Here is a 25,811-nt window from a genome sequence, read left to right on the forward strand (position 1 = left end):
GCCGAGGGGTGAGCTCTCGCCCCTTTACGTGCTCTGAGGGGTGAGCTCTCGGCTGTTTGTGTGCGCTGAGGGGTGAGCTCTCGGCTTTATCTTGGCGCTTAATGTGCCGGGAACTAACCCCTCGGCGAGCGTGGTGGGGGAGTGTGTGCGGTGAGGGGTGAGCTCTCGCCCTTTACGTGCGCTGAGGGGTGAGTTCTCGGCTTTATGGGGTTGGGGATTGTGCCGGGATCTAACCCCTCGGCGGCCATGTGGAGGGGGTTGTATGTCGAGGGGTGAGCTCTCGCCCCTTTACGTGCGCTGAGGGGTGAGCTCTCGGCTTTATGGGGTTGGGGATTGTGCCGGGATCTAACCCCTCGGCGGCCATGTGGAGGGGGTTGTATGTCGAGGGGTGAGCTCTCGCCCCTTTACGTGCGCTGAGGGGTGAGCTCTCGCCCTTTACCTGCGCTGAGGGGTGAGCTCTCGCCTTTATGGGGTAGGGGATTGTGCCGGGATCTAACCCCTCGGCGGCCAGGGAGGTCTGTTCGCAGCTCTCCCGCAGGCGTACGCTGGCCACACATTGCCCCGGTATGCGGCCGAATGGTGGGGCGAGCCGTGACCTCCGCACTTTCGGAGTGCCGGAGCCCCATTTGAGCATTATGAAGGGGAACGTCATGGCAACTCATCAAGCACGACGACGGCTGGCTGCTTTGGCGGGCGGGCTCGCTGTCCTGGGACTTTCGCTGGGGTTCGTGGGGAGTCCGGCCACCGCGGCTCCGCCGCCATCCGTTGACTATGTGGCCCTTGGCGATTCTTACACTGCAGGCACGGGAGCTGGTGGCCTGTACAGGGACACGCCTTGCTGGCAGAGCCACCCTGGCTATGTGGACGTGGTTGCTGATACTGGCCGGGTCAATCTACTGGCCAACTTCGCCTGCCACGGGGCACTGCTGACCTTTGATCCGGAATTTCCGAGTCCCTTCTATAACGGCGCACCAACGGTTCTGGAGCAGATCGCACTGGGCCAGACCGCACTCCACAACGCAGAACTAGTGAGCATCACTGCCGGGGCCATAGATGCTGGGAGCCTTCTGGCGCTCCAGGCCTGCGCGTCGCCGGATACTGCGGGTTGCGCAGGGACCGTTAATGCGATCATCGCCAACCTCCCGGTGCTCGAAGCCGGCCTCGAGGGTATCTACCAGACCATCCAGGCATCAGCCCCGCAGGCAACCATTGCTGTGATGGGCTACCCGCGGCTCTTTGACCCGGTCAATGGGGTGCCGGTTAGTCCCGTCGAGAACCAGGCAAAGGTCAACCAAGCCATCGACGCCCTCAACCAAACCATCGCCAAGGCGGTTGCTGACAGCCGGACCAACGCCAAGTTTGTTGACGTTACCAAGAGGTTCGCCGGGCATGCAGCGAATTCCTTGGATCCATGGATAGTGCTGGACTTCCGGCTGCCGCTCCCTGACGCCAACTTCCATCCGAATGTCGCCGGGCACCAGGCATACGCCGCGGCATTGGTCTCGACGGTCAAACCCGCCCAACTCGCGAAGCGGTAAGACCAACCCGTTCGCCGAGGGGCGGGCTCTCGGCAGTATGCGAGCTTGAAAGGGCCGAGAGCTAACCCCTCGCGGGCCTCAAAGTGCCGAGAGCTGACCCCTCGGCGGCCCTCGATGTGCCGAGAGCTGACCCCTCGGCGGGCCTCGATGTGCCGAGAGCTGACCCCTCGGCGGGCCTCGATGTGCCGAGAGCTGACCCCTCGGCGGGCCTCGATGTGCCGAGAGCTGACCCCTCGGCGGGCCTCGATGTGCCGAGAGCTGACCCCTCGGCGGGCCTCAAAGTGCCGAGAGCTGACCCCTCGGCGGGCCTCAAAGTGCCGAGAGCTAACCCCTCGGCGGCCAGGAGGGGTGAGAGCTAACCCCTCGCGGGCCTCAAAGTGCCGAGAGCTAACCCCTCGGCGGCCAGGAGGGGTGAGAGCTAACCCCTCGGTGCGCCTCGATGTGCCGAGAGCTGACCCCTCGGCGGGCCTCGATGTGCCGAGAGCTGACCCCTCGGCGGGCCTCGATGTGCCGAGAGCTAACCCCTCGGCGACCAGGAGGGGTGAGAGCTAACCCCTCGGCGGTCAGGAGGAGTGAGAGCTAACCCCTCGGCGCGCCCCACCACTCACGCGCCCACCCGCGCATGTGCTTAGCTGGCTCCTATGGAGGGGACACCTGAAGCTCAACAAAGCGTCCACTGGGACGGCGCCGTGAATGCGTGGCGGATTGCCGGCGATGTCTACAGGATGGGCCGGCACGAGTGGGTCACCCAGGCCGGTTGGCAGCAGATGTACGACGACGGCGTCCGCACCGTGATCGATCTCCGTGCCGACCGCGAACGTCACCAACGCGACACCGATCCTGAGGTGTCCGAAGACGTGAAGGCGCGTATCGACGTCGTACATTGCCCTACGGAGGATCCGGACCATCGCCGCTTCAGCGAGCTGTTCGGCCCGTATCTGAAGGACCCGGCGCAGTATGGCGACTACGTGGACCTGTTCGCGGACAGGATCGCCCCGGTCTTCAATGCCATCGCGGCCTCGCCCGGCAAAGTGGTGGTCCATTGCTCGGCGGGGCGGGATCGCAGCGGGGTGATCGCGCTGATGCTGCAGCGGCTTGCGGGTATGAGCGATGAGGCCATTGTGCGGGGCTATGAGCTCGCAGCCAGGGGAATCAATGAGCGGCATCGCACGCACGGAGCCCCGCATGCCCATGATCCGTACCTTCCTGAGGACGAGCTCGAGGCCATCCTGGAACAGAAGAGGGCGGGCCTGCTCAGGTTCCTCGAAGGGCTGGATGTCCTGGAATTCCTGAAGGCCAACGGCGTCTCGGAACACGAGGTGGGCGCGTTGAAGTCCAAGCTCGGTTCCGGGGCCATCGCCGCTGCTAACATGCAGGATTGATCACACTTTCCCAACGGAATGGACCCGCCATGAACGCCGGTGCCCGCGTCACCATCGTGACCCGAACCAAGAACCGCCCAATCTTCCTGGCCAGGGCACTGGATGACATCTTCGCCCAGACGTTCCAGGATTTCGAGTTGGTGATTGTGAACGACGGCGGCAACCCGGCCGACGTCGACCATCTCACCGCCCAGCGGGCGGATGACGAGCGGAAGCGCATCACCACGCTTCACCATTCCGCATCCGTTGGCATGGAGGCGGCGTCGAATGCGGGAATCAAAGCCGGATCCGGGGAGTTCATTGTGATCCACGACGACGACGATTTTTGGGCTCCGAACTTCCTCGAAAGCACTGTGGCGTACCTGGATGAGCCTTCCCATGGGGGCGAAAGCGGTGTGATGGTCCGCACCGAGATCGTCATTGAGGAGCTGAAGGGGGATCGCATTGAGCCGATCCGCCGGGAGATCTTCTGGGCGGACATGCAGCAGATCACCCTTGCGGACATGTTGAAAATCAACCGGGCCGTTCCCATTTCCTTCCTGTACCGCCGGGAACTGCACGACGCCGTGGGCTACTACAACGAAGACCTACCCGTGGTGGGCGACTGGGAGTTCCACTTGCGCGTCCTTAGCCACTCGCGTGTCGGCTTCCTCGACGGCGAACCCCTTGCGTTTTGGTCACAGCGCCCCGAATCCCAGGGGCATGACGGCAACAGTATTTTCGCAAAGGCCGCGGAGCACGCCCGCTACGATGCCTTGGTCCGCGACCAGCATCTCCGGGATGGTGTTGCCCAGGGTGGGCTGGGCGGGATGTTGTACCTGACCCGCGTCCTGGCTGAGCAGGAGGAGCTGATCCGGGACCAGCAGCGTCGCCTCGACGAGACCGGGGCCAAGCTGGACCATGTGCTGGAGCGGCTCGATGCCTTGAACCAGACTGTCATTTCGCGGACGAGCGTGGGGGAGTTCCTGAAGAAGCCGTTGTTGCTGGCGAAGAAGCTGGGCGGCCGGAGCTAAGGTCCCTCACGAAATACCTGCTGTACTCTTCCGGGCATTCATGTACCCTGTATATATTACCGAACGGCCGGTCAGTAATGTTGGCTCCAGTCAGCAGGGACCGTGCCGCTTTCACGTGCCTTGGAAGGACCCGTCGACGATGACCACTACAGCAGTCGCCCCGGAAACCACAGCCGTTGCAACCGTGCCCAGTTACGTTCAGGATGCCTGGTGGACGCCGGCCCCTGACGCCAGGAAAGTCCCGGTCCGCGATGCCAGCACCGGAGAAGTCCTGGCCAACGTGAGCACCGACGGTCTGGACCTCGCCGCCGTCGTAAATTACGGGCGGGCCACGGGCCAAACCGAACTCGGGAAGCTGACCTTCCACCAGCGTGCCCTCAAGCTCAAGGAGCTTGCCCAGTACCTCAACGGGCGGCGCCAGGAACTCTACGAATCCTCGTCGCAGAGCGGTGCCACCAAGATCGACAACATGATCGACATCGACGGCGGCATCGGCGTGCTCTTCACGTTCGGCTCCAAGGGCCGCCGTGAACTGCCCAACTCGCAGGTGGTGGTGGACGGCCCCATGGAGGTGCTCTCCAAGGACGGTTCGTTCGCCGGCGAGCACATTTACACCCGCATTCCGGGCGTTGCCGTGCAGATCAACGCATTCAACTTCCCCGTGTGGGGCATGCTGGAGAAGTTCGCGCCCGCGTTCCTCGCCGGCGTCCCCACCATCGTGAAGCCCGCCACGCCTACCGGTTATGTTGCCGCCGCCGCCGTCAAAGCCATGGTGGAATCGGGCATCCTCCCCGCCGGTTCCCTCCAATTGATCTCCGGTTCCGCGCGGACCATCCTGGACGAACTCGACTACCGCGACCTCGTATCCTTCACAGGCTCGGCGTCCACGGCGAACTCGCTGAAGGGCCACCGGAACGTGGTTCAGGGCGGCGTCCGGTTCACCTCTGAGACCGACTCCCTGAACGCCGCGATTCTGGGGCCAGATGCTGTTCCCGGTACGCCCGAGTTCGACGCCTTCGTCAAAGCCGTGGTCACAGAAATGACCGTCAAGGCCGGCCAGAAGTGCACCGCCATCCGCCGCATCATCGTTCCGCAGGCCCTGACCGCAGACGTTGCTGCCGCCGTCGGAGCCCGCATCAACGAGCGCGTCGTCGTAGGTGACCCCCGCGCCGAGGGCGTCACCATGGGTGCGCTTGCATCCCTGGAGCAACTCGCGGATGTCCGCGCTGCAGTGCAGTCAATGCTCGACGCCGGCGGGGAACTTGCGTACGGATCTCTGGACAGGCCGTCGGTCACCTCCGTCGGCGGGACCGTGGGTGTGGTTGAGGACGGCGCGTTCATGTCGCCGGTGCTCCTGAGCTGGTCCAACGCCGAAGCCGAAGAAGTCCACTCGCTCGAAGCCTTTGGCCCGGTTTCCTCCGTGATTGGTTACTCGGATCTGGCCGACGCAGTCCGCCTCGCAGCCCGCGGCTCCGGTTCCCTGGTGGCCTCGGTATGCACCAACGATCCTTCAGTTGCCCAGGAGCTCGTGCTTGGCATTGCCGCCCACCACGGCCGCGTGCACATGCTCAACCGGGAAGATGCCCGCTCCTCCACCGGTCACGGTTCCCCGGTGCCGCACCTGGTTCACGGCGGACCCGGCCGGGCCGGAGGCGGCGAGGAGCTGGGTGGCATCCGCTCCGTGCTGCACCACATGCAGCGCACCGCCATCCAGGGTTCGCCGAACATGCTGACTGCCGTCACGGGCCAGTGGCACACCGGCGCCGACCGCAACTTCACGGTGGAAACCGAAGGCGAGCACCCGTTCCGGAAGTCGTTGGCCACCCTGCGGATCGGTGATGCCGTTCGCTCCGGGCTGCGCGAGGTGAAGCTCGAGGACATCACAGCCTTCGCCAACTCCACCGGCGACACCTTCTACGCCCACACCAACCAGGAAGCAGCCGAAGCCAACCCGTTCTTCCCGGGCATCGTGGCCCACGGCTATTTGCTGCTGAGCTGGGCTGCCGGGCTCTTCGTGGAGCCGGCTCCGGGCCCCGTGCTGGCCAACTACGGCTTGGAGAACCTGCGCTTCATCACCCCCGTGGCTGCGGGCGACTCCATCCGGGTCACCCTGACGGCCAAGAAGATCACGCCTCGTGAGACTGATGAGTACGGCGAGGTGGCCTGGGATGCCGTCCTGACCAACCAGAACGAGGAAATCGTGGCCACGTACGACGTCCTCACCCTCGTGGAGAAGTAACCCTCTATCACGTCCCGCGGGGTGTGGGGGATCGCTCTCTCACGTCCCGTGGACTTGAGCGGGACGCTCCATCACATCCCTCGGGCTTGAGCGGGACGCTCTATCACATCCCCCGGGGTTTGGGCCGGTCCATCTATCACATCCCTCCGGGTTGGCCGGTCCCTCTTGCAGCAACGACAAAACGCCTTTCCCCTTCAGTGGGGAAAGGCGTTTCGTCGTTCCGCCTGAAGGTAGTCAGGAGGAACAACACGACGACGACGGCACCTGGCTTCGCCACGCCCGCCACCTTGGGGGATGTGGAAGAGGGTTTGGTTCAAGCCCGGGGGAGGTGGAAGGGGAAGGGGGTCACGCTCAAGCGTGGGGGATGTGGAAGAGGGTCACGCTCAAGCCCGGGGGATGTGGAAGAGGGTCACGCCCAAGCCCGGGGGATGTGGAAGAGGGTCACGCCCAAGCGTGGGGGATGTGGAAGAGGGTCACGCCCAAGCGTGGGGGATGTGGAAGAGGGTCACGCCCAAGCGTGGGGGATGTGGAAGAGGGTCACGCCCAAGCCCGGGGGATGTGGAAGAGGGTCACGCTCAAGCGTGGGGGATGTGGAAGAGGGTCACGCCCAAGCCCGGGGGATGTGGAAGAGGGTCACGCCCAAGCGTGCGCGGCCGTCAGGAGGCCGTGTGGAGGCCCTCGAAGGCCATGGTGATGACGTCGTCTGCCAGCTTCTCCGGCGACAGCGAGCCGCCGGGCTTGTACCACTCCACGATCGAGTTGATGGTGCCGAACAACAAGCGCGTCACGGTACGGGGATCGATGTCCTGGCGCAGGGACCCGTCCTCGCGGGCGGCGGAAATCAGGGCAGCTACCTTGTGGTCGAACGCACGGCGCCGTTCCAGGGCATCGCGCTCGATCTCCGTGTTTCCCCGCAAACGCAGCAGCAGGGTCACGAACGGGAGGCGATCCACCAGCACGGCGATGGTTTGCCGCAGGACGAACTCCAGGCGCGCATCTGCGGGTCCGGAGGTAGCCGAGGGTTCCTCGAGAATGGCTTCCAGGCCGCCCAACGCGTGGTCCAGGGCGAGCTTCAGCAGATCGCCCTTGGACGGCACGTGGTGGTAAATGGCTGACTTCGAGATCCCGAGGTTTTCAGCCAGGATGCCCATGGACGTTGCGTCGTACCCGTGGCGGTTGAAGACGTCGACGGCGATGCGGAGCACCGACTGCTGGTCGTAACCGGGCCGTCCGCGCTTGGTGGTGGTCTCAGTAGGCATGCTGGCATTTTCTCACGATCTCAGGGATGGTCAGCCCTTGGGGCGCAGGTCGTAGATGCGGCGGAGCTTCCCGTTGGACCGCTCAAGGGAGCCCGGCTCCACCACGTCTACTACGCACGATGACCCGACATGAATCTTGATCTGCTCCCGCAAGGTGTGGGCCGCCGTCGTGCTTGATTCGGGGGACACTGCCTCACGCCGCTCGATCCGGACCGTCAGCGAATCCATGCGCTTGCCCTCGGGGCGGGTGATTTCGAGCTGGAAGTGCGGGCTGAGTTCGGGGATGCGGAGGGCGATTTCCTCGATCTGGGACGGGAACAGGTTCACGCCGCGCAGGATGATCATGTCGTCGCTGCGGCCCGTGATGCGGCCCATGCGGCGGTGTGCCGGGCGCGCGGTGCCCGGGAGCAGGCGGGTGAGGTCCTTGGTGCGGTACCGGATGATCGGGAGCGCTTCCTTGGTGAGGGACGTGAAGACGAGCTCGCCGGGTTCGCCGTCGCCCAGGACTGTGGAGTGATCGAAGGGGTCGATGATTTCGGGCCGGAAGTGGTCTTCCCAGATGTGGCAGCCGTCCTGCGTTTCAACAGCTTCGCCGGCGACGCCCGGCCCCATGACCTCGGAGAGCCCGTAGATGTCGGAGGCCTTGATGTTCATGGTGACTTCGAGCTCGTGGCGCATTTCCTCGGTCCACGGCTCGGCGCCGAGAACAGCGTATTTGAGTGAAGTGGATGTGGGGTCGATGCCTTGTTTTGCCATGGCGTCGGCGATGGTCAGCAGGTAGGTGGGCGTGGCCAGGATGGCGTCCGGTTTGAAGTCCTGGATGAGCTGGATCTGGCGTTCGGTTTGTCCGCCTGACATGGGGATGACGGTGCAGCCCAGCGCTTCAGCGCCGGCGTGCGCGCCGAGACCGCCGGTGAAGAGCCCGTAGCCGTAGGCGTTGTGGACCTTCATGCCGGGGCGGATGCCGGAGGCGCGGAAGGAGCGGGCCACCAGGGTTGCCCAGTTGGCGAGGTCCTGTTTGGTGTAGCCAACCACGGTGGGGCGGCCGGTGGTGCCGGAGCTCGCGTGGATGCGTGCCACCTGGTCCTGCGGGACGGCGAACATCCCGAACGGGTATTCCAGGCGCAGGTCTTCCTTGGTGGTGTAAGGGAACTTGCCGAGGTCGCTGAGTTCGCGGAGGTCGGTGGGGTGCACGCCGGCGTCGTCGAACTTGCGCTTGTACAACGGCACGCGATCGTAGGCGTAGGCCACGGTGTGCTGGAGGCGGGTGAGTTGGAGGGCCTCGAGTTCGTCGCGGGAGATGGTCTCTTCACGGTCCAGCACGGCGTCAGTTGCCTTGGTGGGGGAAGCTGCGGGTGCGGCCACGGTGTTCTGCGTCATGGGATTTTCCTACTTCTTGGAGATGGTGCGGCTGCGGCCACGGAACTCGGCAATGAGCTCCCCGGGCTGGGTGTCGGTGGTGGAGGGGGCGTCGGGCGAGGCCGCATAGATCTGGATGTCGTAGAGGCCGCTTCGGCCGGTGCTCGCGCGGCGGTTTGCGACGGCGGTGATCACCTGGCCTTGGAATGCCGGCTTGATGAAGTTGATGTCGACGCCGGACGCCACCGTGATGTTGGCGGCTTGCTGGGGCGTGGGGTTGGCCGGGTTGCAGGCCAGGGCGAAGGCTGTGTCACCGAAGGCGAAGATCATTCCGCCGTGGGCCATTCCGAATCCGTTGAGCATTTCCTGGCGGAGGTGCATGCGGATGGTGGCGTGGCCGTCGTCGAGCTTGAGGACCTCGATGCCCATCCATTCTGACGCGTAGTCGTTCGTCAGGATGTGGTGCGAAGCACCGGAGAGGGTTGTTTCAACCATGCGTCATTGCCTCCAGCTTTATTTACCGAATGTTCATTAGGTAATCCCAGATCGCGCCACGTGTCAAGACTGGACCAGTATCTGCTCCCACCTAGTAGCCTCGAAGACATGCCCGAAATTGAGCTCCCCATCATCACAGACCGACTCATTCTGCGCCGTTTCGACGCCGAGGACCTTGAGAGATTCCACGGCTACCAGTCCCTTCCCGAAACGGCCCGCTTCCTTTTCCGCAACGAACTGAGCAAGACCAAGGCCATGGAAGTCCTGGGCCGCTACGCGAACTTCGAGTTCAAGCAGGAAGGCGACTGGGTGTGCCTGGCCATCGAGCGGAAGGACCAGCCTGGCCTCCTTGGCGAGGTAGTGCTGAAATGGCTCGAAGGGACCGGGCAAGCCGAGGTTGGCTGGATTCTCCACCCGGATGCCCAGGGCCACGGCTTCGCCACAGAGGCAGCGGAAGCCGTACTGCGGCTTGCCTTCGAAACGCTGTCATTCCACCGCGTCGACGCCAAACTGGACGCCCTCAACGAAGGATCGGCCGGGATTGCCACGCGCCTGGGCATGCGGCTTGAAGCCACGCTGGTGGATAACTGGCACTACAAGGGCCAGTGGGCAACGGAGAATATCTACGCGATTCTCGACTCCGAATGGCGCACCCGGCACCACCCCTGGACCCGGACCATCAACTGACGGGCCAGGTCTTGTGGTGCTTCAGCTGCTCGGTCAGCTGCGCCTCGGGCAAGGGCCGGCTGAAGTAGTACCCCTGGCCGCTGGTGCACCCGATGCTGAGGAGATACTCGGCCTGGTCGGCAGTCTCGACGCCTTCCCACACTGCAGCGAGGCCACAGGCGCGGATCAACTGCAGCACGGCGGCCAGCAGCGCGGGCTGGGACGGGTCGCTGCCCAGCGCCGAGAGCAGGGTCCGGTCCACTTTGACCGTATCCACTGGGAGCTGGCGCAGGTAGCTGATGGAGGAGTAACCGGTGCCGAAATCGTCGATTTCCAATCCCACCCCCAGCCGGCGCAGGCTGTTGAGCGTGTAGCGGTCGAGGTCATTGCCTTGGATGACCGCGCTCTCGGTAAGCTCCAGGACCAGCAGCGACGGGTCCAGATCAGCCGACGCCAATGCCTCGCGGACGTCTTCGATGAACTCCAGCCGCTGTAGGTCCGCCGCTGAAACGTTGATGCGCATGCTGAAGTTGTGACCCGCCGTGAGGGGGTCGGTACGCCATTGCTTCAATTGCTCGACGGCGGTGCGGAGCACCCAGCCGCCCAGGTCGGAAATCATTCCCGTTTCCTCGGCAATGGGAATGAACTCGTCCGGCATGATGAGCCCACGGGTGGGGTGGTTCCAGCGGACCAACGCTTCCACACCTTCGATTTCGCGGGTATCAAGCCGGATGATGGGTTGGTAGAACAGCACCAGTTGCGAGCCGGTGATTGCCTCTTTGAGCTCACCCACCAACTGGTTCCGCATTTGCCGGGCATGCAGCATGGCTGGCTCGAACACCTTGAGTTTGCCGCGACCATCAGCCTTGGACTCGTACATGGCGATGTCCGCTTCCATCATCAATTCCTCGGCGCGGTGCCCGGGGTCCGCCATCCGCAGGCCCATGCTGGCCCCACAACGCAGGTGTTGCCCTTCAATCTCCATGGGGCCTATGACGGCAGCGAGGATCCGGTTGCCAATGGATGCCGCTGCGGCCGGGGTGACGTCGGGAATAAGCACGGCGAACTCGTCCCCGCCCATGCGGGCCACCATGTCCTGCTCGCGGACGGCCCCGGTGATCCTGGTGGCCACCGTTTCCAGGACCTTGTCCCCAATGGTGTGCCCCAGGGAGTCGTTGATTGTTTTGAAGCCGTCCATATCCAGGAGGAGGATGGCTGCTTTGAGGCCGCTCTCAACACCGCGTGCCTGTGCTTCGCTAAGCGCCGTGGCAAAAGCTGATCGGTTGTTCAAGCCGGTCAGGGGATCCGTCATGGCCATGTGCTGCATCGCCAAGTGGGCTTCGTTGAGCTGCCGGGTGCGCGCCTGGACCCGCTGCTCCAGTTCCTCGTAAACGATCTGCAGGTCCTCAGCCAGGAGGTTGGTACCCATGATCACGGCGTCGATTTCGTCGCGTGCGTTTGAGACTTCGATCCTCGTGTGGAGGTCACCGGCTGCCAGCTTGACGATGCCTTCCAGGAGGAGTCCCAGGCGCGGGTCGTTGCCGGAGTACATCTTTCCTTCGGACATGCTCACTCCCCGTGTGGCCCGCCTCGTTGCTCGTCGCTATGACGACGGTACTCCCTGACGGCCGCGCTGCGGTCAGGCAACGCTGCCTGCTCGAACAAAGTGGCGGCTTCCTCGAACGCAGCCAACGCATCCTCCCGTCGACCGGAGGCGAGCAGTGTCTTTGCCAAAAGGAAATGTGCTTCCGCCGAGGTTTGCGTTGCCAGAATGGAAGACCGGGCGCACAAGGGTTCAAGGATGGCGATGGCCTGCAGAATATCGCCGCCAAGGAAATACCAGTGGGCGCGGACCAGCGACATTTCCAGCTGGTCCCGCTCGGAGCCGCCCACAATGTCCGTTGCCAGCTCAGCCCTTTCAATGCAGCGAAGGGTTGCGGCGTCACTGAGTTTGGCCTGAAGGCGCATTTCCGCTGAAGCCCGGTTGAATCGAGCCCACAAATCAACGTCTTTGGACGGCGACAGCCTTTCGGCCGCGAGGTCGTGATATCGGCCGCCGTCGGCAACGCGATTGACCAGGAATGCCACATTGCCGATCACCCAGTAGCCCTTGCCGGCGGTGTCTTCATCGACGTCGTCGGTCAGCAGGGTTTCCAGAACCAGGGATTCGCGCCAGGCATCGTCCAGGAGCCGGCTCTCGGCCAACGCCGCGATCAGGGCACGCTGGGCCAGGATTTGGACGTACAGCAATTCGGGGTCCCTGGCCGCGAGTTTCGCCGCATCAGCAGCCATGGTGGCAGCTTCGGGGAGCCTGCCCAGCCCTTGGAAAGCCACGGCAACCATGGTTCCAGCCTTGGCTCCAAGCTCGGGCGAGGACGCGGTCAGGGCGTGGTCGTTCAGTTCCAGGGCGACGTTGAGGTATTCATCGATCCGGCCCTGGTCGCGGAGGCACTCTGCCTGCAGATACCGCATGTTCCACCAGGACTCGTCATCTCCGGCGATGGTGGCCAGCCCTGCAGCGTCTCCGGCAAGGCGGTAGGCCTCGTCGAAGTCCCGTTCCTTCCATTTGGCGCGTGCCGTGAGACCGGCAACGAGGTGGGAGGCGAGGTGCGGACTTTGCATGTGCCCATTATCCATGTCATTGTGGAAGAAAAGCTCGTATAGTTTGCAGCGTGACTTTATTCAAGTCACAGACAACAAATTCGCATCAGTACGAAAGGGCATAGCGGATGAAAAAATTTGCGGCAACCCTGCTCATGGCGGCGGTTCTGGCAGTAACGGGATTCGCTGCCCCGGCTAATGCCGAGCCTTCGCAGGACAGCACGGCAATCGGCTGGTGGCCGAACAGCATCACCACCACCAAGACGAGCACAACAAGCATCGGTTGGTGGCCAAACTAAACATTGGGGGAGAGCCTCTCAAGGCCAAATAACGTCAATTGATGCCCCGGGCTGCTGCCCGGGGCATCAGTTTTTGTTTCGCAGTATGTCGAGCATTAGTGACCACAGCGCACTAGCGCCGGCCCCGCGTTGACAGGGCTGTCACAGCGCGGGGCGGGTGATTACGGACCGCCCACGGGCAGCTCCACGGACACCGTGGTTCCGGACCCCAGGGTGGAATCCAGGAACATGCGGCCCATGTGCCGGCTGATGATGTCGTGCGCTATCGCCAGTCCCAGGCCACTGCCGGGGACTGCCGCGGACGTAGCATTGGAGGCCCGGTAGAAGCGGGTGAAGATGTGGGGAAGATCGTGCTCGGGGATGCCCAGGCCGTTGTCCGCGACCTCCACCAGCGCCAGTCCGCCGCCTTCGGAGTCCGAGACCGAACTGGTGATGCCCACCCGGCCACCCTCGGGGGTGAACTTGATGGCGTTGGCAACGATGTTGGTAAAAACCTGTTCCAGCTTGGCCTCGTCAGCTGTGACTTCGATGTCGTCCGTCCCCTCGGTAAAGGACAAGGAGACATGGCGGGATTCGGCCAGTGGCCGGAGGGTAGCCACCACCACCTGGAGGAGTTTGGCGATGTCCACCGGCTTGAGGTCCAGGTTGCTGCCATCCTGCATGGACACCGTGAGCATGTCCTCAATGAGCCGCCGGAGCCGGGTGGAGTTCCGGGCGATGACTTCAAGCATCTTCCTGATTCCGTCAGGAACCGGCCCGCCGGATCCGTCCTGGATCATGTCCAGGTAAGCGGTGATGGAGGTCAAGGGTGTCCGGAGTTCATGGTTGACCGTTGCGAGGAAATCGGTCTTTGCCTTGTCCAGCTGCCGCAGCTGGTGCAGGACCCGCTGTTGGGCGCTGATGAGGTGGCCTTGGATGAGCCCGTGCGCCACGTTTCCGGCCACGTGCTGCATCAGCGCGATCTCGGGGCGGGTCCACTCATGGCGTTCCTGGACGGTGGAGAGCAGGATGATGCCCATAGCGGACGCGCCCTCACCCACGGGGAGCAGGACCGTGGACACGGGCTTCAGCTCGCCGGACCATTCACGCAGAGCCTTGGCAATGCCGGAGTCCGGGTCTTCGCGGTGGTCCTCGACCGCCAGCACGTCCGCGTCGGCCCACAATCTGTTGGCTGCCTCGGCAATGGCGTTTTCGCTCTCGCCCAGCCTTGCCGGAAGCATCGAAAGACCGGGGCGGTTCCACTGTGCACGAATGCTGGGAACGCGTTCATCGCGGAAAGTAGCGAACCAGACGTGGTCCACGTCCAGAGCCTCCCCGAATCCACTCACTACATGGTCAGCTATCAACTGGGGATCGTTGGTTTCCCGGATGGCCGAGGAGACGTTCCTGAGGCTTTCGCGCAAGGCTTCAATCTCGCTGCGGGATCGTGAGCGCTCGGCGGCCAGGCCGATCAGTGTTTCAACGCGGTGGACCAGTTCCCCGGATCGAATGGGACTGACGACGTAGTCCGTCACGCGCCAGGATTCCACTTCCTGGAAGTCCAGGGATTCCTGCGGGGCAAGGATCAGCAGTATGGGAACCCCGGGGTTGCGCAGTCCGTGGGCCAGCGAGCTCTCAGCCACCACTACCGATGGGGTGGTGTGCTGGAGATGGGCGGCCAAGGCTGCCGCATCCGGGGCATGGGAAACGTTGAATCCCGCTTTGGCAAGGGCGGCCGTCGTCGCGGCCAAACGGTCCCTGTCTGAATCCGCCACTAGGGCGGAGCGGGCATGCTGTACGTCGGCAACGGTCTCGCCCACTGAGCCCCTTCCGTTCCAACGTTTCATTCGCGGTGTTTCACGATGTGCCAACACACTATCAGCGGCTTTGCGGACAAAGGTGCCTGTGCGTCCATTGTGCCTGATGAGTCCTGGGCCATACCTTTACATTGCCCTTGGGATTCGACAGCCTTGAGGATGTCAGCAGGGGAGCATCGCCCGCCTCCCTTGCAGCAGGATCAATATGCAAGGAGCACTGTGGACCACCCAGCAACACCGCAGGATCACCAGAACGTATCGTTCGACCTGGAGCTTGAGGAACCGGGCATCCTTCGCCTGACGTGGCCCCGCGGAGCCCGGATCCAGGAATCCGATGCCCAGCGGGCCATGGACCGGGTGAACGAGCTCTGCGGGGAAGACCGCCATCCGATGATCGTGGACATGGCCACCACCGATGATGTGACCCGCGGTGCCCGCTCGGTCTTTGCCAAACCATGCCAGGCAAACCGGATCGCGCTCTGGGGCTCTTCGCCGGTGGACAGGGTCATTGCCAACTTTTTCCTCGGGATCATGAAGCCCCCGTGCCCCACCAAGTTCTTCACCTCTGAAACAGAGGCGTTGGAGTGGCTGGTGGAGGCCTAGCGCCACTTATATTTGGAGGATGTTTAGCGCGCTGCAGAAGTACCTGCTGATTCCCCGCCTCATCAGGCTCTCTTCCGCCGCCCCCAAGGATCCCCGCACTGCCTGGGACCGGTTCTGGGGCGATATTGGTTCCACCGGTGCCACGGGCGATGTCTTGTGGGATTCGGGCAGCGACCACGAACTCAACGGCTACCTCCCCAAACTGGCGCAGCTGGACCGTTCTTTGCCGGTGGTGGACGTCGGATGCGGCAATGGCAGCCTCACCCGTCTGCTGGCAGGCCATTTCCCGCATGCGCTGGGGCTTGACTACTCCGCAAACGCCGTCGAGCGGGCGCGGCAGGAATCAGCGGGAATCCCGACGGCGTCCTACGCCGTGTGCGACATGACGGCACCTGACGCCGCACTGACGGTGGCGACGGCCTTGGAAGCAGCGGGCTGGACCGGGGATGCGAACGTTTTCATCCGTGGGGTCCTGCACGTTCTGGACCGAAACGGCCGCTCAGCATTCGCTGCGAACCTGTTGCCCGTCGTCGGGACGCGCGGCGGTGTCTTCCTGGCCGAAACCAACTTCCCCGGCACTCCGGTGGATTACGTCAGCCACCTTGGGGCCACCCGCAAATCCATCCCTGGCCCTTTGGAGTGGGCCATTCGGGGGCTGCCAATGCCTGGCCGGTTCGGGGCGGCCCAGCGGAGCAAGGCCTTCCCGACGGCGGACTGGACCCTGGTCGAGGAGGGCGCCACGAGCATTGAGACGCGTCCGCTGAGCAGCCCGTCCACCCCGGACCTGATCCCGGGATACTTCGCGCTGCTCCGGGCCCGCCGAGCCTAAGAGGACAAACTCCTACCTCAGGCCGGCGCCAGGCAGGAGTTCGGTGGCTCCCACGGAGTCGGCCACGAACGCATAGTCCCAGGCCCGCTCACGCCACTGCACGTACCTGCCCGAGGCTCCGCCGTGCCCGCCGTCCATTTCGATCTTCATGATGATTGGTTCCGAACCCGTGGACACTGAGCGCAGTGCCTGGACCCACTTGGCAGGCTCGACGTACAGCACACGGGTGTCATTGAAGGATGTCACCGCAGCGATCTTGGGATAGGCCGCAGCGGCCACATTCTCGTACGGAGTGTAGGACTTCATGTAGGCGTAGGCCTCGGGATCCGTGATCGGGTTGCCCCACTCCTCCCATTCCAGGGCGGACAGGGGAAGTTCAGGATCCAGGATGGTGGTGAGGGCATCCACGAACGGCACCTGCGCCACAACAGCAGCGTATTTTTCCGGAGCCATGTTCGCCACGGCGCCCATGAGCAATCCGCCGGCAGACCCACCCATCGCTGCGATGCGCGACGGGTCAACCCAGCCCGACCCGGCCAGCCAATCCGTTGCGGCAATGAAGTCGGTGAAGGTGTTCTTCTTGGTGAGCTTCTTGCCGTCCTCGTACCATCGGCGGCCAAGTTCGCCGCCGCCACGGATGTGGGCGATCACCATGATGATGCCGCGGTCAAGAAGGGACAGCCGGGCCACCCCGAAGCCCGGATCCATGCTCATTTCGTAGGAGCCATAGCCGTACACCAGCCCGGCGTTCCTGCCATCCTGCCGGACCGAGGCGTGACGCAGCACTGACAGCGGGACCCGGGTGCCGTCGTCGGCGATTGCCCATTCGCGCGTGGCGACGTAGTCCTGAGCGGAGTAGCCGCCCAGTACGGGGCTTTCCTTGCGGAGGAGGAGCCGGCCCGCGGGCAGTTCGGAGGTGGGAAGCACAAAATCGTAGACGCGCGACGGCGTGAAGTAGGACGTGTATCCCATCCGGATCACGGGGGCCTCGTAGTCGGAACCGGCCACCCCGGCGGTGTAGAGCTCCTCGTCGAAGGCCGGCTCCACCGGGCGGCCCTGGGCCCCGGTGCCAAGCCCGGCCAGTGGCAGGACCTGGACCCGTTCAATGGTGTCCTTGCGGACGGACAGCACCAGATGCGTGGACGTCACGCCGGCGCCGTTGACGCGGACGTCGTCGGAATGTTCGACGACGGTACGCCAGTCCTGCTCTGCCAGCGGCTTGCTGAGCTCGGCCGGGTCCACCAAGCTGACCATCGAGTTGATGGCGTCCTTGTTGTGGGTCAGGAGGAGGGTTTCCTTCCCGTCCAGGACGAAGGGCTCGGCCTCGTACAGAAGGTGGTGGTCGCGGGAGATCACGGTGCTGAGGCCGGCGTCGTAATCGGCGAAGCGGAGCAGCCGCGTCTCGCTGAACTCCGAGCATCCGATGCTGAGCACCAGGTGGCGGCGGTCCGCGGAGAGATCGAAGCCCAGCCACATGGCGACGTCGTCCTCCTGGTAGAGAACCTCGTCCTCGGCCACAGGCGTACCGAGAACGTGGGCCTTGACCTGGTATGGCCGCCACGAATCATCCACCACAGTGTAGAAAAGGCGGGTGCCGTCGGGGGAGAAGGCCACCCCGTAAAAAATGTCCTCAATGACGTCGGGGAGCAGTTCGCCTGTCCGCAGGTCCTTGATCCTCAGGGTGAACCGTTCATCGCCTGAGTTGTCCACAGCGTAGGCGTAAAGGTTGCCGTCCACTGTCACCGCAGCACCGCCAACGCTGAAGAACGGTTGGCCCTCAGCTTCGATGTTGCCGTCCAGGAGGATCTGCTCGCCGTCGATTTCCACTCCGGGCTCCACGGACGGGGGTGTCCAGTCAGCTACGGGGTCTCCGGTGTTCGAAGCCAGGACACGGCACTGGATGCTGTACTCCTTGCCTTCCACCGAACGGCTGTAGTACCACCAGCCGTCCTTGCGGCTGGGCACGGAGAGATCCGTTTCCTGGGTACGGCCCTTGATCTCCTGGAACATGGCCTCACGCAAGGGCTCCTGGTGCGCGGTAACAGCTTCCTGGTAGGCGTTCTCTGCCTTCAGGAGGTCCACCACTTCGGCGGATTCCTTGTCCCTGAGCCACTCGTAGTTGTCCACGAAAACGTCTCCGTGGTGTTCACGGCGCGTGGGGATCCGCTTTGCGACAGGAGGCACTGCTGTGGATTCCGGAGCAGCGGCAGGGACCGAAGATGTGTGGCTCATGTGGCCACTCTATAGACGGGCCCGGACAACGAACCAGCAATTTCGCTCAGAGCGCCGGGCACGGTTTCCGGTATTGAGAGTGGCTTATGACTTGGAGCACTACGGCTGGGATTGGCGTCATGACTTCCGGGGTGCCCCCACTGCTTATATTGCGAGCACGTTTTTGTGCCGTACCCGGATATATGGAGGTTCAGATGGTCCTTCTTCAACAGCACAGTGTGCACATAGGCAAGAGAGGGAGTCTTCAAGCACGCCGACATTCAGACTCATTGCGCCGCTCGAGCGTGGACCTTGAGGTAGTCATTCCTGCCTACAACGAGGCCGCGAGGATCCCGGACACCCTGAAACAGACCGTCGATTTCCTGGCCGGACAGCCGTGGTCGTCGCGGATCGTCGTGGTGGACAACGGCAGCGTTGATGAAACCGCCGCAGTGGTCCGCCGGATCTCCCGGGAAGAGGGAGACGCCGTACCCATTTCCGTGGTGGGGTGCTCCCGTAAGGGGAAGGGCGCCGCAGTCCGCCGCGGCTTGCTCAGCGGAACGTCCAGGTTCACTGGCTTTTTCGACGCCGACCTCGCCACACCGTTGGAAACCCTCACCGAGACCATGGCGCACCTCTCCGATGGCGCAGCAGCGGTGATCGCTTCCCGCCACGCACCCGGCTCAACCCTGGTCCGGCCCCAACACCTTGGGCGCCGGGTGGGAGGCACTGCCTTCCGCGCGCTGACCAAATCAAAGGTCAAGGGCATCCGGGATACCCAGTGCGGATTCAAGTTCTTTGAACGGGATGCCCTCACCGCAGCGATGGTGCAGTGCCGCAGTACCGGGTTCGCCTTCGACGTTGAGCTTCTGCTGCGCCTGCAGGACAACAACGCCAGCATTGTCGAACTTCCCGTGGCATGGACTGATGGGGCAGCATCAACGTTCCGCCCCTTCCAGGATGGGGTAGCCAGTTTTGCCTCGGTGATCCAACTTCAGCGGGCAACCCCATGACGTCCGGCCTCACCGCGTTGAATTCTCCCGACCTCCTCGCAGGAAAGCACGTGCTGGTCCTCAACTGGCGCGATGTCCAGCACTCGCAGGCCGGGGGCGCTGAGCAGTACATCCATGAGATTTCCAGGAGGTGGGTGCAGAACGGCGTCCAGGTCACCTGGTTTACAGGTCGCGACGACGGCCAGGCGCCGGAGGACGTCATCGATGGCATCCGTATCCTGCGGGGAGGCGGAGCCCTGTCCATCTATGGACACGCCGCGCTCCGCCTTCTGCGGAGCGGCGGCCAATTTGATGCCGTGGTGGATTGCCAGAACGGGATACCGTTCTTTTCGCCGTTGTTCCTTCCCCGGGAACTGCCGATCATCCAGGTGATACACCATGTCCACCAGGAGCAATTCCGCACCAGGTTCTCACCGCCCCTGGCTGCCGTTGGCCGGTTCCTGGAAAGCCCGGGAGCCAAAGCAGTGTACGGGCAGCGGTCCATCGTTGCGGTCTCGCCCTCCACCCGTCTGGAACTGCGGAAGCTCGGGTTTTCAGGTCCTGTCCATGTGGTGCCCAACGGCACCATCGACATTCCGGATGCCGTTGCCGATCGAGCGCCGGAACCGACCGTCGCCGTCGTCAGCCGCTTGGTGCCGCACAAAAGGCTGGACCTGCTGGTGGGCCAGTACGCTGTGGCGGCGCGCAGCATTCAGAACCTGAGGATGGACATTGTGGGGGACGGTCCCGAGCGTGCCAGGCTGCAGCAGTTGGTGATGGACCTTGGCCTGGACCACGCAGTAACCTTCCACGGCTACCAGCCCAATGACGTCCGGGACAGATTGTTGAGCCGGGCTTGGCTGACGGCCTCCACCTCGGCCTCGGAAGGCTGGGGCTGCTCGGTGATCGAGGCCGCTGCGTGGGGAGTTCCCTGCCTTGCCCTGCGGGTTCCCGGGATACGGGATTCGGTAGTGGACGGCAGGACCGGCTGGCTGGTGGACACCCCCAAGGAATTCGGAGTGGCGCTGGTTGAGGCGCTGGTGGCCATGAGTGAGCCCGACGCGGCGCTGGACGTTTCGGTGGATTGTCGGGAATGGGCGCGCTGTTTCACCTGGGACCGTAGCACCAGACTGCTCACTGGAGCCCTGTTGGAAGAGGAAAAGATCCGGCGTGATGGCGGGGACCCGCGTTCATGCCACTCGGACCTGTCCACCTTGGTGCGCTTCGAGCAACCCGAGGGTGCCGATCTTCAGTCCATCCTCCGCAGGACGGACGAAGTTGCTGTCACCGAGGACGGACACCTCGCTGTCCTGATGAAGGGACGGGACGAGTTCGAGGCCTTCGCGGCCATGCAAAGAATTGGCGTGACGTCTGCAGAAGTCCGTTCCGCCGGACGCACTGCTTTGCTGGCCGGTCCCGGGAGCGCCTTCACTCCCGCCGACGCCTTTGACGGCCAGTAACGGGCGTACATCCATGGATCCATCCCAGAAAACAATGACTCTTGATGTACAGGAAAGGCCCAGGGCAAACCGCAGGGCGTCGGACAAAGACCCGGGAATTGCCGCGAACAGCGGCTTCCTTGCCGTGTCTGCAGGGGTTGTGGGCGTCATGAGTTACGCCTGCACCCTGCTCATGGCCACCAAGCTGGACACCGCGGACTACACCATGTTCGCCGCAGCGGCCATGATCCTGGGGGTTGTGGGAATCGTGGCCAATGCCTTGGTCCCGCTTCCTTTGTCGCACGTTGTTGCCGTTCACCCGGCAGGCTCCGAGGAACGCCGTAATGGCGTTGCGTTCTCGGTCTTCGTTTCCTGCCTGGCGGGACTTGCCGCGGCAGCGATCTCAGGCAGCGTGACGCTCGCGCTCGCGGACCCCGGCCTGGCCGCAGTGGTGGCGCTTGCAGCCTTTGTCATCTTCATGGCGAATGCACCCGCGGGGTGGTTGCAGGGTGAACTCCGTTTCAGTTGGTACGCAATCTCCACCGTTGGTGAGGTTCTCCTCAGACTCATCTTCAGCGTCGTGGTGATCGCCATGGCCTGGGGCGCGGGGGGAGCGGTCTTGGGCTTCGTCGTGGGATGCCTTGCGCCCCTGGTGGTGCCGTGGTCCTTCTACCGGGACCTGCGGTGGCGTCCGCGGGTTCTGCTGGAGAAGTGGAGATGGGCCGAAACCAGTGACATCGCCTCCGTTCTCGGCGTCGTCTCTGTGTTGGTGGGCGTCGACGTCGTGGTGGTCGGCTTCCTGGCCGGCGGCTCGGCCGATGCCGCGGGCTTCCAGGCGCTTGCGACCATCGCCAAAGGGCCGGTCTATGTGGCAGCCGGAACCGCATTGGTGGCCTTCCCGTTGCTGCGCACGCCCGGCGCCAAAGCAGGTGAGGTCCTGGGTGCAGCCTTTGCCTCATTCGGGCAACTTGCCGTGGTGGCCTTCGCCATCATCGCTACAGCCCCGCCGTTGATGGCCGGATTCATTGTTCCCCAGAAGTACCACGGCTCCTTGGGGCTCCTGCCCTGGTTGGCTGCTTCCGGCCTGGGGTACGCGGTCCTCATGGTTCTGTCCACGGTCCTGCTTGCTTTGCGGGCCTATCGCCGATGCCAGATTGGCTTGGCCTGCGCGTGTGTGTTGGTGGTGGGTGGCCTGTGGGTTGGCTGGCAAGTCAATGCAGTCACCGGCATGGCTGTGGGCTCCGCAGTGGGAGCCGTCATGGCCGGTGGTGTGCTGGCTCTCCTGGCACGCCCGGTCCTCATTGCGGCTCACCCCGGCCGGGGCGCCGGCCCGTTCCTGCTTCTGGCCGGCGCCTTGATAGTGGCGCTCGCTGTGACCGCCCAGATCCAGCCCTTGGTGTGGCTGGCCCTGGCCACTGTCAGCGGCCTCATGGTTCTCGCCCATCAACGGGGGCTGCTGCCGCACAGAAACGACTTCAAAATTTCACGACGACGCCGGGCCGGCACATCCGGCCAAACCATCGGCCGCCGGGTCAAGCCTCAAGCACCTTCAACGAGCCTCTGGGCCAGTTGGGTCGCACGGGCGCTTTCGGGCAACCTGACCGCATTCATTGTGGTTGTTGCCGCCGCCTTCGGTGTCCGCGCGCTTGGCCTTGAGCGGGGCTTCGAACTGTGGGTGGACGAGATGCTGTATGTCCGGCTCGGTGAATCCGTCAGCGCCGGAGAATTCCCAACCTTGCCTGATGGGCCGTTCTTCCTCCACCCACCGGGGTACTTCCTGCTGGAGGCCGGGGTCATCAAGGTTTTCGGAATTACCGGCGAGATCATCGAGGTGACGCTCCAACTGCGCTGGCTCAACGGCATGATGGGTGCCCTGACCGTTGGCCTTGGTTTCCTGCTGGTGCGCAAGCTGTCCACTCCCACCGCCGCGTGGCTCGCTGCCGTGCTCTTAGCCTTCGAACCATTCATCCTGAGGAACAACAGCCATGCGTTCCTGGAGACCTCGGCCATGGTGCCGGGGCTGGCAGGATTGCTGCTTCTGGTGGACCATCGGCAGCCAAAGAGCAAAATGCGTTCGTTTCTGCGGCTGGCAACGGCCGGACTACTTCTTGGCTACTCCATCCTGTGCAAGGACTTCTTCTTCATCAGCACCGTAGCCCCCGTACTTGCGGCCATCGTGTGGAAGAAAACACTCCAGTGGCGAAAGGGACTCGTTGTTGCCGGCTTGGGCTTCGTGCCCTATGTGATCTACCTGATTGTCGTGGCCGGCCACGGTCACTTTCCCAGTTGGGTGTGGGCCAAGAGCAACGGGCTGCTGCGCATGTCAGGTGTAGAGAAGAGCACAGGCTTCACCTCCGAGGGCTCACCGAGCCTGGTCTCGCGGCTCATTGAGCAGAGCGGACACTTCGCTACCAGTTACATCCTGCTGGGCTTGTGCCCAGTGGTGGGCTTGCTGCTGTGTTTCAGCCATCATGCCGGGCGGCGACTCATTGGGCTGGGAGGCCTGGCACTGGGCGCCGCCGGTGCTTACAGCGCCGTCTTCGGGACGTTTGAGGAACAGTACGGGTACGGCGTCATGGTGTTCGGAGTAATTTGTTCGGTCCTGGCGGTGGTGGAACTCCGGGAGAGGTACCCCAAGGGCCGCAATGCACTTGCCATCGTCAGCGTGATCTATGTGGTGTTGACCGTAGTTTTGGGACTCCGGACCGCGCTGACAGTGGACAACGGCTTTGTCAGGGCCAACGACTGGGTGCGGGCCAACCTGCCTGCCGATGCACGGATCAGTGTCACCAACAGCACCGGGCACTTCGCGTACATGCATGATCCCCGGTTCGGCATTTGGCCATCGGCGCCGCTGATGAAAGAGCAAGGGGTGAGCTACATCCTCACCCAATCCAAGCCCACCAGCCAGGGCTATGGTTACGCCAACCCCACCATGCTGGCCTGGTTGAAGGACCATGCAACTCCCATGGTCACCACACTTGGTCCCACCAACGGCGAGACCACCATTTGGTACGTGGATCCCGTTGCTTTGGAGGCAGCGGCTACGGCCAACGTTGGGGTGCCCTACAAGGACTACGGGACGGAACGGTAACAATGAAAGTTCTCCATTTGGGCTTTGAAGATCCACGCATGCCCGGGGCGGGCGGGGGTTCAGTAAGGACCCATGAGATCAACAGGCGGTTGGCTGCCCTTGGCTTCAGTGTGACGGTTTTGACCACACGGTATCCCGGTTGGCAGGAACGGGTGGAGGACGGCGTGCACTATGTACCCATCGGCTTCGGAAAGGGCGGCAACCGTTTGACCAGGTTGCTGGCGTACATTGCCTGGCTGCCTGTGGAAGTACGTAAGCGCCGGTCAACTGTTGAGTTGGTGGTGGAGGATTTCTTCGCTCCCTTTTCCACCATGGCCGCCCCCCTGTGGACCAAGCGACCCACGATCGGAGTTGTGCAGTGGCTTCATGCCAGGGATAAGGCACGGCAGTACAAACTCCCAATGCATTGGATTGAGCGGCTGGGTGTCCGGAAGCACCGACGCCTCATCTCGGTTTCGCAGGGAATCGGCGACCGCTTGAAGGCGCTCAACCCGGACCTTCATGTTGACGTGATCGGCAACGGTGTGGATCCCGCCGTCTGGAACAGCGAGCCCCTCGTGGGGAAGGATGTCCTCTTCATCGGGCGTCTGGAGTACGGGCACAAGGGCTTGGATCTGCTCTTGGAAGCCTGGGCGCACGCCTGCGGCAGGGTTGACGGGAACCTGCTGATCGCCGGCGCCGGTCCGGACGAGGATCGATTGCGCAAGGCCATCCGGGACGCCGGCCTTTCCGGGCGCGTGCAGATGCTCGGGTGGCTGTCCGGGGACAGGAAGTTCCAAGCGCTCAGCGAAGCCCGGCTTCTGGTGGTGCCTTCCCGGCACGAGACATTCGGCTTGGTGGCCATTGACGCCCTAGCAGCGGGCACTCCGGTTATTGCCTTCGATATCCCATGCCTGAGGGAGATCATTCTGCCGGGCACAGGATGGGTGGTTGAGGCCTTCGACGCCCAGGCGCTGGGAGACGAGATCGCCCGCCGGTACCCGCAGGCAGATCTGGCGGACGTTGCTGCGCAAGGACGGACGTTCGCCGCCGGTTACAACTGGGATGCGCTCGCTGACATGCAGGCACACGCTTATAAAACGGCAGTCAAGGAATTAAAGAAACCTCCAACCCGGCGGTCGAAAGCCCGTCACCCTGAAAGGGCTTGAATGCACGTGCAATCCAGAGTTGAACGTTCCATGGCAGGGGATGCGCCTTGGCTGTTCCTCTCACCCCACTTGGACGACGCAGTGCTGTCCTGCGGCGCTCTCATGGAAGCCGAAGCACAGGGACGCGAGATCATCGTCGCTACTCTTTTCACAGAGTCAGGGCCGGCACCGCACACGCGGGCCACCCGGTCCTTTCTGCGCCAATGTGCCGTGCCCGACGCTGCGGAGCTCTACCAAGCCAGGCAGTCGGAAGACCGCGCCGTACTGGCTGGCATGGGAGTTCAATCCATTCATCTTGGCGAAGTGGATGCGCTGTTTCGACGCCGCCGCAAGCCACCGATGCTGGGGAGCAGTGCTTGGGACAGGCTTCTGCCGGAGCTCAACCACCGCTACGCCACCTACCGGTTCGACATCGCCTTGGGCAGGATCGCCAGGGGCGATCAAGCGCTCATCCGCCAACTCCGGGGCGATGTTGCCGGGCTCATGGCGCAAACGCAAGCCGAGCTGCTCTTCTGCCCCGCAGGAGTAGGAAGGCACGTGGACCATCTGATCACCCGCGAGGTAGGTAAGGGGCATCCGGACAACGTGGTGATGTACTCAGACTTTCCCTATGACCTGACGACAGCTCCGGACCAGCCGCATTTGTCGAAAATGGGGTTTGTTCCGTGGACCTGGGATACGGGACTGGACGCCAAACGTGGGCGGATCAGAGAGTACGCTACACAGTCCGACGCCCTTTTCCCTGGCGGGGAGATTCCACGGAAACCGGAAACCTACTTTGTGCCGGGGCCCACCCAGAATGCCGCATGACGACTCCGCGGACCTTATCCACAAGTCAACGCCCAGCG

The 25,811-nt window shown here is 63.5% G+C and carries 20 protein-coding genes; 13 read left to right on the top strand and 7 right to left on the bottom strand.

Annotated features, from left to right (window positions below; genetic code table 11):
• Positions 1 to 650 precede the first annotated feature (650 nt).
• From AC6JA3_RS05055 to paaZ, 4 genes are all read left to right on the top strand, one after another.
• Positions 651 to 1,538, top strand: coding sequence for an SGNH/GDSL hydrolase family protein (locus AC6JA3_RS05055; RefSeq protein WP_497919931.1), 888 nt, complete (start codon positions 651 to 653; stop codon positions 1,536 to 1,538).
• A gap of 641 nt (positions 1,539 to 2,179) precedes the next feature.
• A complete protein-coding gene (locus AC6JA3_RS05060) occupies positions 2,180 to 2,920 on the top strand; it encodes a tyrosine-protein phosphatase (RefSeq protein WP_347782738.1) in 741 nt (246 codons plus the stop codon).
• Positions 2,917 to 3,933 (top strand): glycosyltransferase family 2 protein, encoded by a 1,017-nt coding sequence (locus AC6JA3_RS05065; protein WP_347782739.1) that lies wholly within the window; start codon positions 2,917 to 2,919, stop codon positions 3,931 to 3,933. Before AC6JA3_RS05060 ends, AC6JA3_RS05065 begins: the two co-directional genes overlap by 4 nt.
• A 139-nt stretch (positions 3,934 to 4,072) precedes the next feature.
• Complete coding sequence (gene paaZ / locus AC6JA3_RS05070) at positions 4,073 to 6,172, top strand: phenylacetic acid degradation bifunctional protein PaaZ (RefSeq protein ID WP_347782740.1); 2,100 nt, start codon at positions 4,073 to 4,075, stop codon at positions 6,170 to 6,172.
• Positions 6,173 to 6,828: 656 nt separating this feature from the next.
• Here paaZ and AC6JA3_RS05075 read toward each other — a convergent pair.
• The 3 genes from AC6JA3_RS05075 to AC6JA3_RS05085 are packed head-to-tail and all read right to left on the bottom strand — an operon-like array spanning position 6,829 to position 9,285.
• Positions 6,829 to 7,431: a TetR/AcrR family transcriptional regulator gene (locus AC6JA3_RS05075; RefSeq protein ID WP_026546483.1), complete on the bottom strand. Its 603-nt coding sequence runs from the start codon at positions 7,429 to 7,431 to the stop codon at positions 6,829 to 6,831.
• Between the two features lie 30 nt (positions 7,432 to 7,461).
• Positions 7,462 to 8,811 (bottom strand): phenylacetate--CoA ligase PaaK, encoded by a 1,350-nt coding sequence (paaK, locus tag AC6JA3_RS05080; RefSeq protein ID WP_091549737.1) that lies wholly within the window; start codon positions 8,809 to 8,811, stop codon positions 7,462 to 7,464.
• A gap of 9 nt (positions 8,812 to 8,820) precedes the next feature.
• On the bottom strand, positions 8,821 to 9,285 hold the full coding sequence (locus tag AC6JA3_RS05085; RefSeq protein WP_347782741.1) for a hotdog fold thioesterase: 465 nt from the start codon (positions 9,283 to 9,285) through the stop codon (positions 8,821 to 8,823).
• A gap of 108 nt (positions 9,286 to 9,393) precedes the next feature.
• Here AC6JA3_RS05085 and AC6JA3_RS05090 point away from each other — a divergent pair, with 108 nt between their 5' ends.
• Positions 9,394 to 9,972, top strand: coding sequence for a GNAT family N-acetyltransferase (locus tag AC6JA3_RS05090; protein ID WP_026541274.1), 579 nt, complete (start codon positions 9,394 to 9,396; stop codon positions 9,970 to 9,972).
• Here AC6JA3_RS05090 and AC6JA3_RS05095 read toward each other — a convergent pair.
• Together AC6JA3_RS05095 and AC6JA3_RS05100 are read right to left on the bottom strand one after the other, a co-directional pair.
• Entirely contained in the window at positions 9,965 to 11,518 is a 1,554-nt protein-coding gene (locus tag AC6JA3_RS05095; protein WP_081733337.1) for a putative bifunctional diguanylate cyclase/phosphodiesterase, read from the bottom strand. The genes AC6JA3_RS05090 and AC6JA3_RS05095 overlap by 8 nt on opposite strands.
• A gap of 2 nt (positions 11,519 to 11,520) precedes the next feature.
• Positions 11,521 to 12,573, bottom strand: a complete 1,053-nt coding sequence (locus tag AC6JA3_RS05100) for a hypothetical protein (RefSeq protein ID WP_347782742.1) — start codon at positions 12,571 to 12,573, stop codon at positions 11,521 to 11,523.
• 107 nt (positions 12,574 to 12,680) lie between these two features.
• Here AC6JA3_RS05100 and AC6JA3_RS05105 point away from each other — a divergent pair, with 107 nt between their 5' ends.
• Positions 12,681 to 12,851 (top strand): hypothetical protein, encoded by a 171-nt coding sequence (locus tag AC6JA3_RS05105; RefSeq protein ID WP_162150362.1) that lies wholly within the window; start codon positions 12,681 to 12,683, stop codon positions 12,849 to 12,851.
• Positions 12,852 to 13,012: 161 nt separating this feature from the next.
• On the opposite strand, the gene AC6JA3_RS05110 is transcribed toward AC6JA3_RS05105, so the two are convergent.
• Entirely contained in the window at positions 13,013 to 14,650 is a 1,638-nt protein-coding gene (locus AC6JA3_RS05110) for an ATP-binding protein (RefSeq protein ID WP_347782743.1), read from the bottom strand.
• A gap of 216 nt (positions 14,651 to 14,866) precedes the next feature.
• Here AC6JA3_RS05110 and AC6JA3_RS05115 point away from each other — a divergent pair, with 216 nt between their 5' ends.
• Entirely contained in the window at positions 14,867 to 15,250 is a 384-nt protein-coding gene (locus tag AC6JA3_RS05115) for a DUF7793 family protein (RefSeq protein ID WP_026541270.1), read from the top strand.
• Positions 15,251 to 15,269: 19 nt separating this feature from the next.
• A complete protein-coding gene (locus AC6JA3_RS05120) occupies positions 15,270 to 16,079 on the top strand; it encodes a class I SAM-dependent methyltransferase (protein WP_347782744.1) in 810 nt (269 codons plus the stop codon).
• Between the two features lie 12 nt (positions 16,080 to 16,091).
• Here the strand turns inward: AC6JA3_RS05120 and AC6JA3_RS05125 are convergent, their stop codons facing one another.
• The gene (locus AC6JA3_RS05125) at positions 16,092 to 18,311 is read right to left on the bottom strand and encodes a S9 family peptidase (protein ID WP_026546478.1); all 2,220 of its coding nucleotides are present in this window, start codon (positions 18,309 to 18,311) and stop codon (positions 16,092 to 16,094) included.
• 269 nt (positions 18,312 to 18,580) lie between these two features.
• On the opposite strand from AC6JA3_RS05125, the gene AC6JA3_RS05130 reads away from it, so the two are divergent.
• The 5 genes from AC6JA3_RS05130 to AC6JA3_RS05150 are packed head-to-tail and all read left to right on the top strand — an operon-like array spanning position 18,581 to position 25,773.
• Positions 18,581 to 19,303 carry a glycosyltransferase gene (locus AC6JA3_RS05130; protein WP_043431925.1) on the top strand — a complete coding sequence of 241 codons (723 nt, stop codon included), beginning with the start codon at positions 18,581 to 18,583 and terminating at the stop codon, positions 19,301 to 19,303.
• Positions 19,300 to 20,742 (top strand): glycosyltransferase family 4 protein, encoded by a 1,443-nt coding sequence (locus AC6JA3_RS05135; RefSeq protein ID WP_347782745.1) that lies wholly within the window; start codon positions 19,300 to 19,302, stop codon positions 20,740 to 20,742. Before AC6JA3_RS05130 ends, AC6JA3_RS05135 begins: the two co-directional genes overlap by 4 nt.
• Before the next feature lie 34 nt (positions 20,743 to 20,776).
• Entirely contained in the window at positions 20,777 to 23,815 is a 3,039-nt protein-coding gene (locus AC6JA3_RS05140; protein WP_026541265.1) for a hypothetical protein, read from the top strand.
• 2 nt (positions 23,816 to 23,817) lie between these two features.
• Positions 23,818 to 24,963 (top strand): glycosyltransferase family 4 protein, encoded by a 1,146-nt coding sequence (locus AC6JA3_RS05145; RefSeq protein ID WP_223943603.1) that lies wholly within the window; start codon positions 23,818 to 23,820, stop codon positions 24,961 to 24,963.
• Between the two features lie 30 nt (positions 24,964 to 24,993).
• Positions 24,994 to 25,773, top strand: coding sequence for a PIG-L deacetylase family protein (locus AC6JA3_RS05150; RefSeq protein ID WP_035760927.1), 780 nt, complete (start codon positions 24,994 to 24,996; stop codon positions 25,771 to 25,773).
• Positions 25,774 to 25,811 lie beyond the last annotated feature (38 nt).

It is taken from the genome of Arthrobacter sp. TmtSoilC79, from assembly GCF_059739405.1.

Bases quoted from the DNA above. Each gene is read 5' to 3' on its own strand.
- AC6JA3_RS05090 (WP_026541274.1), top strand. From the start codon at position 9,394: ATGCCCGAAATTGAGCTCCCCATCATCACAGACCGACTCATTCTGCGC.
- AC6JA3_RS05095 (WP_081733337.1), bottom strand. From the start codon at position 11,518: ATGTCCGAAGGAAAGATGTACTCCGGCAACGACCCGCGCCTGGGACTC.
- AC6JA3_RS05135 (WP_347782745.1), top strand. From the start codon at position 19,300: ATGACGTCCGGCCTCACCGCGTTGAATTCTCCCGACCTCCTCGCAGGA.
- AC6JA3_RS05100 (WP_347782742.1), bottom strand. From the start codon at position 12,573: ATGCAAAGTCCGCACCTCGCCTCCCACCTCGTTGCCGGTCTCACGGCA.
- AC6JA3_RS05125 (WP_026546478.1), bottom strand. From the start codon at position 18,311: ATGAGCCACACATCTTCGGTCCCTGCCGCTGCTCCGGAATCCACAGCA.
- paaZ (WP_347782740.1), top strand. From the start codon at position 4,073: ATGACCACTACAGCAGTCGCCCCGGAAACCACAGCCGTTGCAACCGTG.
- AC6JA3_RS05105 (WP_162150362.1), top strand. From the start codon at position 12,681: ATGAAAAAATTTGCGGCAACCCTGCTCATGGCGGCGGTTCTGGCAGTA.
- AC6JA3_RS05055 (WP_497919931.1), top strand. From the start codon at position 651: ATGGCAACTCATCAAGCACGACGACGGCTGGCTGCTTTGGCGGGCGGG.
- AC6JA3_RS05085 (WP_347782741.1), bottom strand. From the start codon at position 9,285: ATGGTTGAAACAACCCTCTCCGGTGCTTCGCACCACATCCTGACGAAC.
- AC6JA3_RS05060 (WP_347782738.1), top strand. From the start codon at position 2,180: ATGGAGGGGACACCTGAAGCTCAACAAAGCGTCCACTGGGACGGCGCC.
- AC6JA3_RS05145 (WP_223943603.1), top strand. From the start codon at position 23,818: ATGAAAGTTCTCCATTTGGGCTTTGAAGATCCACGCATGCCCGGGGCG.
- paaK (WP_091549737.1), bottom strand. From the start codon at position 8,811: ATGACGCAGAACACCGTGGCCGCACCCGCAGCTTCCCCCACCAAGGCA.
- AC6JA3_RS05150 (WP_035760927.1), top strand. From the start codon at position 24,994: ATGGCAGGGGATGCGCCTTGGCTGTTCCTCTCACCCCACTTGGACGAC.
- AC6JA3_RS05140 (WP_026541265.1), top strand. From the start codon at position 20,777: ATGACTCTTGATGTACAGGAAAGGCCCAGGGCAAACCGCAGGGCGTCG.
- AC6JA3_RS05120 (WP_347782744.1), top strand. From the start codon at position 15,270: ATGTTTAGCGCGCTGCAGAAGTACCTGCTGATTCCCCGCCTCATCAGG.
- AC6JA3_RS05075 (WP_026546483.1), bottom strand. From the start codon at position 7,431: ATGCCTACTGAGACCACCACCAAGCGCGGACGGCCCGGTTACGACCAG.